Source organism: Nonomuraea fuscirosea (genome assembly GCF_003001935.1).
Lineage (GTDB): Bacteria > Actinomycetota > Actinomycetes > Streptosporangiales > Streptosporangiaceae > Nonomuraea > Nonomuraea fuscirosea.
Genome location: NZ_PVNG01000021.1, coordinates 46,654 through 59,592, shown reverse-complemented (window position 1 = coordinate 59,592; position 12,939 = coordinate 46,654). Strand labels below are relative to the sequence as shown.

Below are 12,939 nucleotides of genomic sequence, written 5' to 3'. Positions count from 1 at the left end.
TTGGACAGTGTCCGCTAGGCACCAGTTCTACATCGGGGGTGCGTGGGTCGATCCGGCCACGCCGCGCACCTTGGGCGTCCTCGACCCCGCGACCGAGGAGACGTTCGCGGAGATCAGCCTCGGGACGGCCGAGGACGTCGACCGCGCGGTGGCGGCGGCGCGCGCGGCCTTCCCCACGTACGCGCAGGTCAGCGTGGAGCAGCGGCTGGAGTACCTCGAACGGATCATCTCCGGCTTCCGGGCTCGGCTGCCCGAGATCGCGAGGACGATGACGCGCGAGATGGGGTCGCCGATCACGTTCTCGACGGAACGCCAGGCCACGGTGGCGCTGTTCCACTTCGAGGAGGCGGCCCGCGTGCTCGCGGACTACCCCTTCGAGGAGGAGATGGGGGCCGGGATCGTGCGGCGCGAGCCGATCGGCGTCTGCGGTCTCATCACGCCGTGGAACTGGCCGCTGAACCAGGTCGCGTCGAAGGTGGCCCCTGCCCTCGCCACGGGATGCACCGTGGTGCTCAAGCCGAGCGAGATCGCGCCGCTCAGCGCCATGGTGCTGGCCGAGGTCATCCACGACGCCGGGCTGCCGCCCGGCGTGTTCAACCTCGTCAACGGTGACGGTCCCACGGTCGGTGAGGCCATCGCGGCGCACCCCGGCATCGACATGGTCTCGCTCACCGGCTCGACCGGCGCCGGCGTCAGGGTCTCCAAGCTCGCGGCCGACACGGTGAAGCGCGTCGCGCTCGAACTCGGTGGCAAGTCGGCCAACATCATCCTGCCCGACGCGGACCTTGAGTCCGCGGTCGTCGCCGGGGTGCACTCGTGCTACACCAACGCCGGCCAGAACTGTCAGTCGCCCACGCGGATGCTCGTGCACCGCTCGCAGCGCGACGAGGCGTACGCCGCCGCGCGACGGGCGGTCAAGGAGGTCCGTCTCGGCGAGCCGCTCGATCCGTCGACCACGATGGGGCCCCTGGTGAGCCAGGCTCAGCTGGAGAAGGTCACCACGCTCGTGCAGTCGGGGATCGACGAGGGCGCGACGCTCGTGGCCGGCGGCCCGGAGCGCCCCGACGGGCTCGGCAAGGGGTTCTACGTCCGCCCGACCGTGTTCGGCGACGTCACGCCGCGGATGCGGATCGCCCGCGAGGAGATCTTCGGCCCCGTGCTGTCGATCCTGCTCTACGAGAGCGAGGACGAGGCCGTCGAGATCGCGAACGACACGCCGTTCGGGCTGGCGGGCTTCGTGCAGTCGAAGGATCCCGACCACGCCCGCAGGGTCGCCAATCGCATCCGTGCGGGCCGCGTCTACCTCAACGGCGCTCCGTTCGACCGCAGCCTGCCCTTCGGCGGCTACAAGCAGTCCGGGAACGGACGAGAGTTCGGGCGGTTCGGCTTCGAGGAGTACCTCGAGGTGAAGGCCGTGCTCGGTTATCCGCGGTGAACGAGAGGACGACATGGTGAACCCTGACCACAGCGAGCGGCTCGCGGTCCTGCTGGACCGCGAGGAGCTCTTCGACCTGGCGCGGCGCGAACGCTTCGCCCGCGACCAGCGACTCTTCGACGTGATGCGTGACTGCTTCCACGACGACGCCTACGTCCGGACCACCTGGTACGACGGACACGGCGGCGAGGCCTACGTCGAGGCGACGAAGACGTGGATGGGGCGGACCGGGAACAGCAAGCACTGGGTCTTCCCCGCCTACGCGCGGGTCGAGGGCGACCGGGCGACCGTCGAGAGCCCGGCGAAGATCTTCAACCGGACCACGGTGGAAGGGGTGGAGGTCGACTTCCACGCCTACTGCCGGTTCTTCTCCCGTGCCGTCCGGGAGGAAGGACGGTGGAAGCTGATGAGCTTCGAGGTCCTGATGGAGCGCGACGAGCTGCGCCCCGTCCACGCGGGTGAGGTGCTCCCGGTGGACGCGGCTCAGCTCGCTGAGCTGCGGCCGTCCTACCGTTTCATCACCTGGATCCAGTCGACCCGCGGCGTGACGGTGAGCCAGGACCTGCTCGGCGACGACCGGCCGGCCGAGCTCGACGCGTTCCACAAGGGCGAGACCGCCTGGCTCACCGGCACGGGATGAACGCGCGAAAGCCTGGGCCGCCACCATGGCGTGAAGTCGGGCGCCGGGAAAGTGGACGATATACCAACCGGTCGGTATCTTCGCCTGCATGACGTGGGTACGCCGCACATGGCGGACGCTGGAGCCGTTGCACGGCATGATCTACTTTGCCCCGGAGGCGGACGCCGCTTACCGGCAGCTCGGACTGACCGGACGGATGGGATATTTCGCGTCCCGGGCTGCCGCGCTCGGCGCGGTTCGCGCGGAGGTGGTGGTCGCCACCTTCTACAACTTCAATCCGCAGGTGGTACGCAAGGCGATCCCGGCCGCATGGAGCCTGGCTTCCCCCGCCGACATCCTGGACGCCCGGCTGAACGCGGTCGACACGACGTTGCGCCGCGTGCTCGGCGACGCGATTGATTCGCCGGAGATGTCGCAGGCCGCCGCGCTGGCCCGGGAGGCGGCCGAAGCGGTCTCGGGCGAGCTCAGCGGGCGGCCTCTGTATGCCGCGCACACCGCACTGCCCTGGCCTGACGCTCCGCATCTGGTTCTCTGGCACGCCGCGACCCTGCTGCGCGAGTTTCGCGGTGACGGCCACCTGGCCGCCCTGCTGGCCGCCGGGCTCACCGGGATCGAAGCCCTCGTCACCCACGCCGCCACCGGTGCCGTCCCGGCCGAGACGCTCCGGGTCACCCGCGGCTGGACCGAGGCCGACTGGGCGGCCGCCGAGAGCCGGCTGGAGGATCGCGGCCGGCTCCGCGACGGCTCCCTGACCGACCAGGGCCGCAGCGAACGTGAGGCGATCGAGGAGGCGACCGACCGGATGGCCACGGCCCCCTACGCCGCGCTCGGCGACGATCGCTGCCAGGAACTGTGCAGCCTGGTACGCCCCTGGAGCATGCAGCTGGCAGCCGAGCTGATGCCCTGGGCCGCGGCCCGCGCCTCCCGTCATCCGCGAACGGGCTGACTCACTCCTCCAGGGCCTCCAGGGCGAGGGCCTGGGCAGGGCACACGTGCACCGCCTCGCGGGCCTTCTCGACCAGCTCGCCGTGCGGTGTCTCGTTCAGCACGACGATCGTGCCGTCGTCCTCGCTCTGGTCGAACAGCGCCGGCTCGGTGAGCACGCACTGTCCGGCGCCGACGCACCTGCCGGTGTCCGCGACGATCCTCATGGTCCTCTCCTCCTGAGGCGGGGATGACAGCTCGTCCGTCACCAGGTCACCGGGAGCTCGTAGAGGCCGTAGATGTTCGCGTCGTCCTTGAACGGCAGCTCGTCGAGATCCATTGCCGGCTCCAGCGTGGGGACGCGGCGGAACAGCGTGTCGAACACGATCTGCAGCTCCATCCGGGCCAGGTTCTGGCCCAGGCACTGGTGCGGCCCGAACCCGAACGCCACGTGGTGGCGCGCGCCGCGCTCGATGTCGAGCTCGTCCGGGTTCGCGAACGCCCGCGGGTCCCGGTTGGCCGCATGGCCGAGCGCCAGCACTCCTTCGCCGGCCTTGATGAGCTGCCCGCCGACCTCGACGTCCTCGACGCACAGCCGGGCGGTCGCCACGTCGATGATCGTGAAGTACCGCAGCATCTCCTCGACCGCGTTGAGCGTCTTGCCCGGGTCGGCCTTGATCATCGCGAGCTGCTCCGGGTTGCGCAGGAACGCCGCGGTCGACAGCGAGATCATGTTCGCCGTGGTCTCGTGGCCCGCCACCAGCAGCAGGAAGCCCATGCCGGCCAGTGCCGTCCGCCGGTATGTGCCGTTCGCGCGCAGCTTGACGATCTGCCGCCCGAGCAGGTCGTCCGGCGGGTTGTCCTCCTTCTCCGCGATGAGGCCGTCCATGTAGCCCCACATGGCCCCCATGGCCGCCAGCCGCTCCTCGGGCGGCGTCGACTGATTGACCATCTTCACCGTGTGGTCCTGGAAGAACTCATGGTCGGCGTACGGCACGCCCAGCATCTCGCAGATCACCAGTGACGGGACCGGCAGTGACAGCGACCGCACCAGGTCACCGGGGCGCGGCCCGGTCAGCAGCGCGTCGATCCGTTCGTCCACGATCTCCTGGATCCGCGGCCGCAGCGCCTCCAGCCGGCGCACCGTGAACTCGCCGAGCACGGCCTTGCGGGCCGGCCCGTGCTCGGGCGCGTCCATCGCGATCAGGACCCGCTCCTCGTCCGGCCGCCGGGTCGCGGCCTCGCCCTTGGTCAGCTGCGGGAAGTCCGGATGCTGCCGGTCGGCGCTGAACCGCCGGTCGTTCAGCACGGTTCGCACGTCTTCGTGCCGGCTGACCACCCAGGCCCGGCCGCCGTCGGGCAGGCTGACCCGCGTGACCGGCTCTTCCTCACGGATCTGTTCGTACGCCGGCGGCGGCGCGAACGGGCACGTGCGGGCCATGGGGAACGCGTACTTCTCGGCGGTGGTCATGATTTTCCTTCCACGACGTCACGGACAGGCGAGGATCCTCACGCCGCACCTCATGAGGTACGATCGAACTGGAGATCATCTCCACTTTCAAAATATGGAGACCATCTCCATTTGTCAACGCGAGGGAGCGCATGACCGCCGACAAGCCGCTGCGGGCCGACGCCCGGCGCAACCGCGATGTCCTGATCGCCAAGGCGCGAGAGATCTTCGACGCCGGCGACTTCTTCGACCTGCGCTTCGACGACTTCGCCCGCCTGGCCGGGGTGGGCACCGGCACGCTGTACCGCCATTTCCCCACCCGCGAGGCCCTGGCCGAGGCGGTCTACCACGGAGAGGTCGCCGCGATGTGCGACCGTGCCCGCCGGCTTGAGGCCACACTGCCCGCGGCGGAGGCTCTGGCGACCTTTCTGCGAGTGATGGTCGACCACATTCATGCTCACGAGGGCCTGGCCAGGACGCTGGCCACACTCATGGCCGATCACATGGGCGTCCTCGCCGAGGGCAGCCGGGAGCTGGAGCAGGCCGTCGCCGACCTGGTGGCCGCCGCCGCGCGGGACGGCGCCGTTCGTGACGACGTGGACGCCGGCGCCGTGATGATGGCCCTGCACGGCATCGGCGCGGCCCACGATCGCCCGAATTGGCGAGCCGAGGCCGACGACCTCATCACCCTCGTCCTGGACGGGCTACGCCGCCCGCGGTGACAAGGCTCGACGGCTGGGCGGTCGGCGCCAGAGGGAAGCGGCTGGACGGGTGGATCGGCCGCCACGCGCGGGGCGGCTCGCGCGGTTCCGCTCTCGTCAGGCGGCCTCGTGCGTGGCGTCGCGAACGGGGGCCAGGCGCAGGTCGGGCCGGGCCTGCTCGTCGGGGAAGACCCACCGGCGCAGCGCCCAGAAGCGGAAGACCATGGCGATCAGGGTGCCGATGACCTGGGCGCTCATGAAGTCGGCGATCTCCTGGGTCAGCAGGCTCACCTGCGGGGTGTCCAGGCCGAAGACGTACCGGGAGATCCAGAGTGGTGCGGAACTGAGCACCAGGCCGATGGCGCTGACCAGGAAGAACAGCGCCGCCTCGTGGCGGCGCTCGCGGCCGCCCCTGGTGCGGAACGACCATTCGCGGTTGAGCACGTAGGACACGATCGTCGCCACGAGCACCGCGATGATCTTCGCGGTCACCGGCTTCGGCTCCAGGAAGGTCAGCTTCAGCCCGTAGAAGACCGCGTTGTCCACTAAGAAGGTCGTTCCGCCCACCACGGCGAACTTGAGCAGTTCGCGGTGCTTCAGCGCGAACGCGCGCAGCGGTTCCGGTGATCTGGCGAGCAGGGCCTTCGCGATTCGGAGCACCCTCGATCTTCTCACCGGTCGAACACTCCGATGACCCGCCGATCGCCCTGGACGGGCACAACGGCGGTGACCGTCCCAGGGCCATGACTTGCGTCACATCGCTTGCCTCTGACGTCAATGTCAGGTTCTACCGTGGCGAGCATGCAGATCAACGGAGCACATGTGCTGGTCACCGGAGCCAATCGCGGCCTGGGCTGGCAGTTCGCCCTTTCCCTTCTTGAGCGCGGAGCGGGCAAGGTGTACGCGACCGCCCGCCGTCCGGAGCAGATCGACGTACCGGGGGCCGTCCCGCTGCGACTCGACATCACCGACCCGGCGTCCATCGCCGAGGCGGCGGCAGCGGCGCCGGACGTCAAGATCGTCATCAACAACGCCGGCATCTCCACCGGCGCGAACCTGATCACCGGCGATCTGGACGTGATCCACCGCGAGATGGACACCCACTTCTTCGGCACTCTCAACGTGATCCGCGCCTTCGCGCCCCAGCTGGCCGACGGCGCGATCCTCAACGTGCTGTCCGCGGTCTCGTGGCTCGCCGTCGACGGCGCGGGCGCCTACCACGCCGGCAAGGCCGCCGAGTGGGCGCTCACCAACAACGCCCGCCTGGAACTGGCCGGCCAGCGCACCCTGGTGTCCGGCCTGCACCTGGGCGCCGCCGACACCGACATGATGGCCTGGTACACCGGCGACAAGACCGCCCCTGAAGTGATCGTCAAGACCGCCCTCGACGGCATCGAGGAGGACCGGACCGAGATCCTGGCCGACGAGTGGAGCCGTCAGGTGAAGCTCTGGCTCGCGGAGGACTCCGACGTCATGTACCGCAAGGCCGCGGCCGCCCTCGCCGGCACCGCCTGATCGCTCGGCGTAAGCCGCCCGGACGCACATGCCAGCGCCACCTGATCGCTCGGCGTAAGCCGCCTGGACGCACATGCCAGCGCCATCCGATCGCCGGCGCAGGCCGCCTGGACGCGCCTACCGGACTCACCCGCACCAGCGGCACCCGCGCCCCCGCACCGATCGCCGCCGGGCCGGCGGGTGAGCCGGCGGGTGAGCCGGCCCCCGCCGTCCCAACCGCCTGCTTCCTCATCCGCCCCCGCCGTCAGGCCCGGTCTAGTTGAAGCAGTCCTGCTTGTGCAGCGCGATGCCGTACTCGGTGACCTTGCCGCGCTCGACGCTGAAGTTGTAGTACGCCTTCTTGTTGCCGGGGACCGTGATCACGTAGAAGCCGTCGAAGTCCTTCTTGATGCGCGGGTACGCCGCCTTCACCTGCTTGAGCGTGGACCCGATCTTGATGCCCTGCGGGGTCTTCATGCCCTTCGCGGCGAAGATGGCGGCCAGCCCCACGCGGGGCGAGATGTAGACGCCCACCGAGTCCTTCGGCGTCCTGAACTTCTTCAGGTCCCAGCCGGAGCAGCCCCCGCCGCCCGGCATCTTCTGGACCACGCCCCCGGTTGCCCTGGCCTGCTTGGCGGTCATCCCGAGCTTGACGCCCCCGTAACCGTACGGCCCCAGCGTCGGCTGCGCCTGGGCGACCGCCGCACCGGCCCCGGAGACCAGCAGCGAGCCCGCGAGGAGCGAGGCCCCGATCATCGTCTTCATCATGCCTGCTTTGACGCCAAGGCGCCGGTAAAGGTTCTGAGTCACGATCATCCATTTGATCGCCATTAGCCCCATACGCCCTCCGACACGTCGCAAGGATCAGCCCGGGCCAGCGTGGCGAGGTACCCCCGGAAGACCACGGTCAGCTCCCCGGGCGCGAACACCTCCGCGAGCGTGCGCCGACACCAGTCGCCGGCCTCTTCGGCGCTGTCCGCCCCACGTGCGATGGCACTGGCCACGTTGACCTCGCCCAGCACATAGCGGAGATAGCCGTCGAACGTCATCGGCACCGAAACCTCGACGTCGACGCGGTCGAGCAGGCGCAACCCCGCCCCGGCGAGCGGCAACCCCGGCACGGCCGGCGGCCGCCGGCCGGCCGGCGATGGAAACCGCTGCTCGAAAGAGGTGAACCACGTAGCCAGCGCGTCCGCTGTCGGGGAGCACCGGCCTTTCGAGTAGTCGTACAGGAGAAACGTCCCGTCCGGTGTCAGGACGCGGGCCACCTCGGCGAGGGCCGACGGCAGATCGGCGTAGTCGAGCGAGCCGGCGGCGGCGACCAGGTCGAACGACCCCGAGGCGAACGGCAGCGCCTCCGCGGTGCCGACGGCGAAACGAGCGGACGGCGCGACGGATCGCCGGTGCGCGAGCATCGCCGGGACCGGCTCCAGGCCGATGACCTGCCCGGCCGACGGTACGAGCGCGGCGGTGGAGACGCCGGCGCCGCATCCGATGTCCAGCGCCCGCCCGACAGGACCCCTGAGGCGAGCCGACTTGAGGATCTGCTGATGCACCGGAGGACGGTCGAAGGCGTAACTCGCCGCCAGCCGTTCGTTGTCATAGACGCTTGTCATGGCTGCTCCGTGCTCGTCATAGACCCTGCGAGCGATCATGCCGCATGTCCTCATGGCGGGTCCGCGCCGGATCGGGGCGAGGTGGTGAGGGGCTACTGTGGCTGCGCATGACGCACACCGAGATCGACATCAGCGCGGAGTTCGTCCGGGATCTGCTGCGTGATCAGCATCCCGACCTGGCCGATCGGCCCGTGCGGCTGGGGGCGCGGGGGTGGGACAACCAGTTGTGGCGGTTGGGTGACGATCTGGCCGTGCGGTTGCCCTGGGCGACGGAAGGGGCGGATGAGTTGCTGCTCAAGGAGCACACCTGGGTGCCGGCTCTCGCGCCGCGGCTGCCGCTGCCGGTGCCCGTTCCGCAGCGGCTCGGTGAGCCGTCCGCGCGGTTTCCCCGGCGGTGGATCGTCACCACCTGGGTGCCGGGGGAGCCCGCCGACCGTGCCCCCGTCACGCGCGGCGCCGTGTCGGCCGATGCCCTGGCCGCCTTTCTGACCGCGTTGCACCAGCCCGCTCCCGAAGAGGTGGACACCGGCGGCCGGGGGCGCGGCGGGCCTCTGTCCGGATCTTCCGAGTGGGTGGAAAAGCAGATCGCCGACGCCGTCGAGCGGGAGCTGATCTCCGAGGGGGACGCGGAGGACGTACGCGCGGTCTGGGACGACGCCGCCACCGCGCCGGACTGGGCCGGCCCGCCGCTCTGGCTGCACGGCGACCTGCACGCGGCCAACGTCGTCACCGCGGACGGCGCCCTGTGCGGCGTGATCGACTTCGGTGACCTGTTCGCCGGCGATCCGGCCTGCGACCTGTCCGCCGCCTGGACCCTCCTGCCCGATGGCGCCGCCGAACGCTGCTTCGCGGCCTACGGGCATGCCCTGGACGCCGCGACCCTGCGCCGGGCCCGTGGCTGGGTGGTGATCCGCGGCCTGGCCGGGCTGCACATCGGCGACGCCGGCGTGCACGGCCGGCCGGGTGGAAAGGCCACGTGGGGACCGGCCGGCCGGGCGGCACTGCGGCGCGTCCTCGCGGCAGCCCGCCGCTGAAGATCCACCCGGCTGCGGCGCCTTCCTCGCGGCGGCCCGCCGCTCAAGGTTCATTCGAGCGGCAGGCCGTGCCGTCCGGCGACCTGGCGGATCAGCTCCAGCGGGTACGGCGTCTGCCTGCTCACACTCTGCCGGGCGTGGTAGTAGTCGTTCAGTACGGTGGCCAGCGGGCTGTCCCGCGACAGCAGCGCCGCGACCCCGTCGGGCACGCCGGCCGGCCGCGCCCCCGCCGCCCACTCCCGCACCAGCTCGCGGCGCTTCGGCCAGTCGGCCCCGTGAAAGGCGCCGGCCAGCCAGTTCACCAGGTACGCCAGCGTGAAGGTGCGGTCGTAGGTGAGGTGCCGCCGGTAGAAGACCTGTTCCTCGACCGACAGGTCGAACCGGTCCGACACCGCCTGCCCGAAGTCGGTCAGGTAGAGGCGGCGCCCGTCGGTGAGGAAGTTCCCGAAGTGCGCGTCGAAGTGCAGCAGGCCGTTCGCGTTCATGAAGGACACGACTTCACGCAGCTTCCGGTCCGCGAAGGCGCAGGCGCGGTCGGCGTCGCCCGCGCGGACGCGTTCGTCCAGCCACTGGTTCAGGTCGGTGGGGACGTACTCCAGGAAGAGCGTCAGGCTCGCCGGCGCCTCGGCCAGCGCTTCGAGACGGCGGCGTAAGCCGGGGGCGTCCTCCCAGAACGCGACCGCCCGATCGATGTCGGCGAGGTCGCCGTACAGCGGGGCGGGCTCGGTGTTGGGCAGCGCCCGCCAGTGATACAGCAGCGGGAAGCCGGGGAAGCGGCCGGTCAGCACCCATTCGGTGGTCATCGTGTGCGCGGCCAGCTCGCGCCAGGCGCCGAAGCCGGGCGAACCGATGCCGTACTGGCAGAAGGGCGGCAGACCGAACAGGTTGGCCGTCGAGTGCGGGTGGCGCAGCTCGGGCGCGGTGAGGGGGACGCGTTTGACGAAGACCGGGGTGCCGCCGACGTCGAGCCGCGCGGACGTCCCGCCGATGCCGGTGCCGAGGGGCACGGCCGCGCGCTCCAGCAGCGCGGCCAGCTCGCGGTCGTCGTGGCGGGCCAGGGCCGTGGAGACGTCGCCGTGGGTGGTCAGCCGCGTGTCGGTCATCATGATCACCCTAGTGGCCGGCGACGGCGCTCAGGCGGACACGGTACGGACGAAGTCGCCGGCCTGGGCCAGGGCGTCGGCGGCCTCGGGCAGGAACGACCAGTACAGGTGGAAGCTCTGGGCCGCGACCGGATAGATCTCCAGCCGGACGTCGACGCCCTGGGAGCGCGCGTGGCCGCTCAGCCGTTCCGCGTCCGGGAGCCCTTCGTCGCCCGCCGCCGCCTGGATGAGCATGGGCGGCAGCCCGCGCAGGTCGGCGTGCAGCGGATCCACCAAGGGGTCGTCGAGCGGGTGGCCGTCGAGGTAGCGGGCGACGCCCCATGCCGCACCCCGGCGGGTGGCGCTCGCCGCGGGGAGGTCGGGCAGTGTTTCCCGGGCAGCGGCGCTGAGGTCGACGTACGGCGTGAACAGGACCGCCCCGGCGGGCAGCGGCTGGCCGCGATCTTTGAGCCGCAGGAGGAGGGAGAGCGCGAGTCCGGCGCCGGAGGTGTCGCCGGCCAGCACGACGTCGTGCGGTGCGGCGTCCTGGCTGATCAGCCAGGTGTAGGCGGCGTGGACGTCGTCCAGCGCCGCGGGAAACGGATGCTCGGGCGCCAGCCGGTAGTCCGGGGTGCTGACCCGCCCGTGCACGGCGCCGGCCAGCGCGCCTGCCAGGGAACGGAACCCGTACGCCGACCCGGTGGTGTAGGCGCCGCCGTGCAGCAGCAGGACCCAGCCGCGACCGGGTTCGGCCGGGCCGGCCACGAGCGCCGGCACGCCGCCGGCGTTGACCGGGGCGTAGGTGATCTCGGGCGGGATCGGCATCAGCGCGTAGTGGCGTTCGGCGGCGGCGCGGAGCGCTTCCACGTCGGCGTAGGTCAGGTCGGCGAACTGGTCGCCCAGCCGCCGGACGCGTTCGGCCAGTTCGCCGCCGGCCGAGCGGGTCGCTCTGACGGCATCGTCCAGGTCGTCGAGCACGGCCGGCACCCGGTCGAGCAGGGTCCGCCCGGCGGGCGTGAGGGCCACGTACTGGGTGGAGCGGCGCAGCAGCACGCAGCCGAGGACGCGTTCGAGCGCGGCGATCTGGCGGCTGAGGGTGGACTGCGACACGAACAGGCGGGTGGCGGCGCGGCCGAAGTTGAGCTCCTGGGCCACCACGACGAAAGCGCGCAGATGGCGCAGCTCCAGGCTGTCCGGTGTCTGCCCGCGAAGTGCTCCGTCGCTCACCTTTCCCATGATCGGGCATCTGAGCTGCGGTCCTGCACACCGCGCATGAGCGTCATGCGGGATGCGGCGTTCCCCTCCGCCCGCTTCGCCGCCAGGGTGAATCGGGCAGGCATCACCTTTTCGCGGGACGGAGTAGGGACATGCGGAAGATGTTCTCCTTCATGGCGGTCAGCGCCGACGGGTATCACGCCGATCCAGACGGCGGGCTCGGCTGGCAGACCTTCGGGCCGGAGTTCGCCGACTATTCGGTGGAGCAGCTCGACGAGGTCGACACGCTCGTGCTCGGCCGCACCACGTACACCGGCATGGCCGCGTACTGGACGGGAGACCTCGGCGCGGACTTCGACCGGCGCATCGCCGACCGGATGAACAGCCTGGCCAAGCTCGTCGTCTCCGACACGCTCACCACGGTCGCGTGGGCGGACTCGCCCATCACGCTGACCTCGATCGACGAGCTCGCGCGGGTCAAGCACGCGCCCGGCAAGGACCTCGCGGTGCTCGGCAGCTCCACGCTCACCGGCGCTCTGCTGCGCGCGAACCTCGTCGACGAGGTACGCCTGATGGTCAACCCGATCATCCTGGGCGGCGGCAGCAGACTGTTCGCCGAAGCCGGGACGGTGCCGCTGGAACTGATCCGGGTGCGCCCGTTCCAGTCCGGCAACGTCCTGCTCTACTACCGCCCTCGGATTTAGCCCAGCGGACCGCGATGGAGGCGGAGGCCGCCGCGGGCGTCCACGACGCGCGGCTTCAGCGGAGCAGGAGGTCGATGGCCACCTTCAGTCGTTCCAGGTAGATCTCCCGCGAGGTGACCTGGTGCTTGAGGCCGATGGAGGTGCTGATCATCGTCCGGGCGAGAGGGGGAGCCGCCTGCCGGCCCGACTCGGTGGCGATCGCGTCGGTGATCAGCTCCTCGAAACGTCGCCGCGGCGCCTCGATGATCTCGCCGAGAAGGCCGGGATTGTCGTCGATGACCGCTTCGACGTCGCTCGTCAGCGGGCCGACATAGCGGCCCGCCCACTGGTCGAACGCATCGGCGAGGCGGTCCCGAAGGGGTCTGCCCGGGTCGGCCAAAACGTCTTCCACCGCCGTGATGTCGCGATCCAGGGCCTGGCCGACCGCGGCGCGGAACAGGGTCTCCTTCGAGGAGAACAGGAAATACAGGCCGGGCCTGGAGATGCGCGCCGCCCGCGCCACCTCCTCCATCGAGGTCTTCCGGTAACCGTAGCGCGCGAACGTGAGCATGGCGGAGTCCAGGACCACGGCCCGGCGGCCGGTGTCGGCGGCTGTCGGTGTCGGGTGATCGACCTCGGTCATGGAACGAGCATACGAGTGGTAG

15 protein-coding genes are annotated in these 12,939 nt (G+C 70.7%); 7 read left to right on the top strand and 8 right to left on the bottom strand.

The features are described from left to right. The first annotated feature begins 7 nt into the window (after positions 1-7). The 3 genes from B0I32_RS39685 (at position 8) to B0I32_RS39675 (ending at position 3,021) form a co-directional block, all read left to right on the top strand. On the top strand, positions 8-1,435 hold the full coding sequence (locus B0I32_RS39685; protein ID WP_106248509.1) for an aldehyde dehydrogenase family protein: 1,428 nt from the start codon (positions 8-10) through the stop codon (positions 1,433-1,435). A gap of 13 nt (positions 1,436-1,448) precedes the next feature. Beyond that, the gene (locus tag B0I32_RS39680; protein ID WP_219912243.1) at positions 1,449-2,075 is read left to right on the top strand and encodes a nuclear transport factor 2 family protein; all 627 of its coding nucleotides are present in this window, start codon (positions 1,449-1,451) and stop codon (positions 2,073-2,075) included. An 88-nt stretch (positions 2,076-2,163) separates the two neighbouring features. Continuing rightward, entirely contained in the window at positions 2,164-3,021 is an 858-nt protein-coding gene (locus tag B0I32_RS39675; RefSeq protein ID WP_106248507.1) for an SCO6745 family protein, read from the top strand. A 1-nt stretch (position 3,022) separates the two neighbouring features. Here the strand turns inward: B0I32_RS39675 and B0I32_RS39670 are convergent, their stop codons facing one another. Beyond that, positions 3,023-3,226, bottom strand: coding sequence for a ferredoxin (locus B0I32_RS39670; RefSeq protein ID WP_106248506.1), 204 nt, complete (start codon positions 3,224-3,226; stop codon positions 3,023-3,025). A 38-nt stretch (positions 3,227-3,264) separates the two neighbouring features. Next, positions 3,265-4,470 carry a cytochrome P450 gene (locus B0I32_RS39665; RefSeq protein ID WP_106248504.1) on the bottom strand — a complete coding sequence of 402 codons (1,206 nt, stop codon included), beginning with the start codon at positions 4,468-4,470 and terminating at the stop codon, positions 3,265-3,267. 131 nt (positions 4,471-4,601) lie between these two features. Here B0I32_RS39665 and B0I32_RS39660 point away from each other — a divergent pair, with 131 nt between their 5' ends. After that, on the top strand, positions 4,602-5,171 hold the full coding sequence (locus tag B0I32_RS39660; protein ID WP_106248503.1) for a TetR/AcrR family transcriptional regulator: 570 nt from the start codon (positions 4,602-4,604) through the stop codon (positions 5,169-5,171). A gap of 96 nt (positions 5,172-5,267) precedes the next feature. On the opposite strand, the gene B0I32_RS39655 is transcribed toward B0I32_RS39660, so the two are convergent. Beyond that, positions 5,268-5,810 carry a GtrA family protein gene (locus B0I32_RS39655; RefSeq protein ID WP_106248501.1) on the bottom strand — a complete coding sequence of 181 codons (543 nt, stop codon included), beginning with the start codon at positions 5,808-5,810 and terminating at the stop codon, positions 5,268-5,270. 141 nt (positions 5,811-5,951) lie between these two features. Between B0I32_RS39655 and B0I32_RS39650 the strand changes: the two genes are divergently transcribed. Then, a complete protein-coding gene (locus tag B0I32_RS39650) occupies positions 5,952-6,665 on the top strand; it encodes an SDR family oxidoreductase (protein WP_106248499.1) in 714 nt (237 codons plus the stop codon). A 255-nt stretch (positions 6,666-6,920) separates the two neighbouring features. On the opposite strand, the gene B0I32_RS39645 is transcribed toward B0I32_RS39650, so the two are convergent. Both B0I32_RS39645 and B0I32_RS39640 read right to left on the bottom strand, forming a co-directional pair. Continuing rightward, complete coding sequence (locus tag B0I32_RS39645; protein WP_245956318.1) at positions 6,921-7,412, bottom strand: hypothetical protein; 492 nt, start codon at positions 7,410-7,412, stop codon at positions 6,921-6,923. Positions 7,413-7,474: 62 nt separating this feature from the next. Then, positions 7,475-8,260 carry a class I SAM-dependent methyltransferase gene (locus B0I32_RS39640; protein WP_181308303.1) on the bottom strand — a complete coding sequence of 262 codons (786 nt, stop codon included), beginning with the start codon at positions 8,258-8,260 and terminating at the stop codon, positions 7,475-7,477. Between the two features lie 107 nt (positions 8,261-8,367). Here B0I32_RS39640 and B0I32_RS39635 point away from each other — a divergent pair, with 107 nt between their 5' ends. Then, positions 8,368-9,294 carry an aminoglycoside phosphotransferase family protein gene (locus tag B0I32_RS39635; RefSeq protein WP_106248496.1) on the top strand — a complete coding sequence of 309 codons (927 nt, stop codon included), beginning with the start codon at positions 8,368-8,370 and terminating at the stop codon, positions 9,292-9,294. Between the two features lie 50 nt (positions 9,295-9,344). Here the strand turns inward: B0I32_RS39635 and B0I32_RS39630 are convergent, their stop codons facing one another. Both B0I32_RS39630 and B0I32_RS39625 read right to left on the bottom strand, forming a co-directional pair. Then, complete coding sequence (locus B0I32_RS39630) at positions 9,345-10,400, bottom strand: BUD32 family EKC/KEOPS complex subunit (RefSeq protein ID WP_181308301.1); 1,056 nt, start codon at positions 10,398-10,400, stop codon at positions 9,345-9,347. Positions 10,401-10,427: 27 nt separating this feature from the next. Next, positions 10,428-11,603, bottom strand: a complete 1,176-nt coding sequence (locus tag B0I32_RS39625; protein ID WP_219912241.1) for an alpha/beta hydrolase fold domain-containing protein — start codon at positions 11,601-11,603, stop codon at positions 10,428-10,430. Positions 11,604-11,743: 140 nt separating this feature from the next. Here B0I32_RS39625 and B0I32_RS39620 point away from each other — a divergent pair, with 140 nt between their 5' ends. Continuing rightward, the gene (locus tag B0I32_RS39620; protein WP_106248491.1) at positions 11,744-12,295 is read left to right on the top strand and encodes a dihydrofolate reductase family protein; all 552 of its coding nucleotides are present in this window, start codon (positions 11,744-11,746) and stop codon (positions 12,293-12,295) included. 55 nt (positions 12,296-12,350) lie between these two features. Here the strand turns inward: B0I32_RS39620 and B0I32_RS39615 are convergent, their stop codons facing one another. After that, positions 12,351-12,917: a TetR/AcrR family transcriptional regulator gene (locus B0I32_RS39615; RefSeq protein ID WP_219912240.1), complete on the bottom strand. Its 567-nt coding sequence runs from the start codon at positions 12,915-12,917 to the stop codon at positions 12,351-12,353. Positions 12,918-12,939 lie beyond the last annotated feature (22 nt).

What these genes read in the sequence shown, in the direction of transcription:
- B0I32_RS39675 (WP_106248507.1), top strand. Translation starts at nt 2,164, where the DNA reads ATGACGTGGGTACGCCGCACATGGCGGACGCTGGAGCCGTTGCACGGC.
- B0I32_RS39615 (WP_219912240.1), bottom strand. Translation starts at nt 12,917, where the DNA reads ATGACCGAGGTCGATCACCCGACACCGACAGCCGCCGACACCGGCCGC.
- B0I32_RS39660 (WP_106248503.1), top strand. Translation starts at nt 4,602, where the DNA reads ATGACCGCCGACAAGCCGCTGCGGGCCGACGCCCGGCGCAACCGCGAT.
- B0I32_RS39620 (WP_106248491.1), top strand. Translation starts at nt 11,744, where the DNA reads ATGCGGAAGATGTTCTCCTTCATGGCGGTCAGCGCCGACGGGTATCAC.
- B0I32_RS39670 (WP_106248506.1), bottom strand. Translation starts at nt 3,226, where the DNA reads ATGAGGATCGTCGCGGACACCGGCAGGTGCGTCGGCGCCGGACAGTGC.
- B0I32_RS39650 (WP_106248499.1), top strand. Translation starts at nt 5,952, where the DNA reads ATGCAGATCAACGGAGCACATGTGCTGGTCACCGGAGCCAATCGCGGC.
- B0I32_RS39645 (WP_245956318.1), bottom strand. Translation starts at nt 7,412, where the DNA reads ATGATGAAGACGATGATCGGGGCCTCGCTCCTCGCGGGCTCGCTGCTG.
- B0I32_RS39680 (WP_219912243.1), top strand. Translation starts at nt 1,449, where the DNA reads ATGGTGAACCCTGACCACAGCGAGCGGCTCGCGGTCCTGCTGGACCGC.
- B0I32_RS39665 (WP_106248504.1), bottom strand. Translation starts at nt 4,470, where the DNA reads ATGACCACCGCCGAGAAGTACGCGTTCCCCATGGCCCGCACGTGCCCG.
- B0I32_RS39635 (WP_106248496.1), top strand. Translation starts at nt 8,368, where the DNA reads ATGACGCACACCGAGATCGACATCAGCGCGGAGTTCGTCCGGGATCTG.
- B0I32_RS39640 (WP_181308303.1), bottom strand. Translation starts at nt 8,260, where the DNA reads ATGACAAGCGTCTATGACAACGAACGGCTGGCGGCGAGTTACGCCTTC.
- B0I32_RS39630 (WP_181308301.1), bottom strand. Translation starts at nt 10,400, where the DNA reads ATGATGACCGACACGCGGCTGACCACCCACGGCGACGTCTCCACGGCC.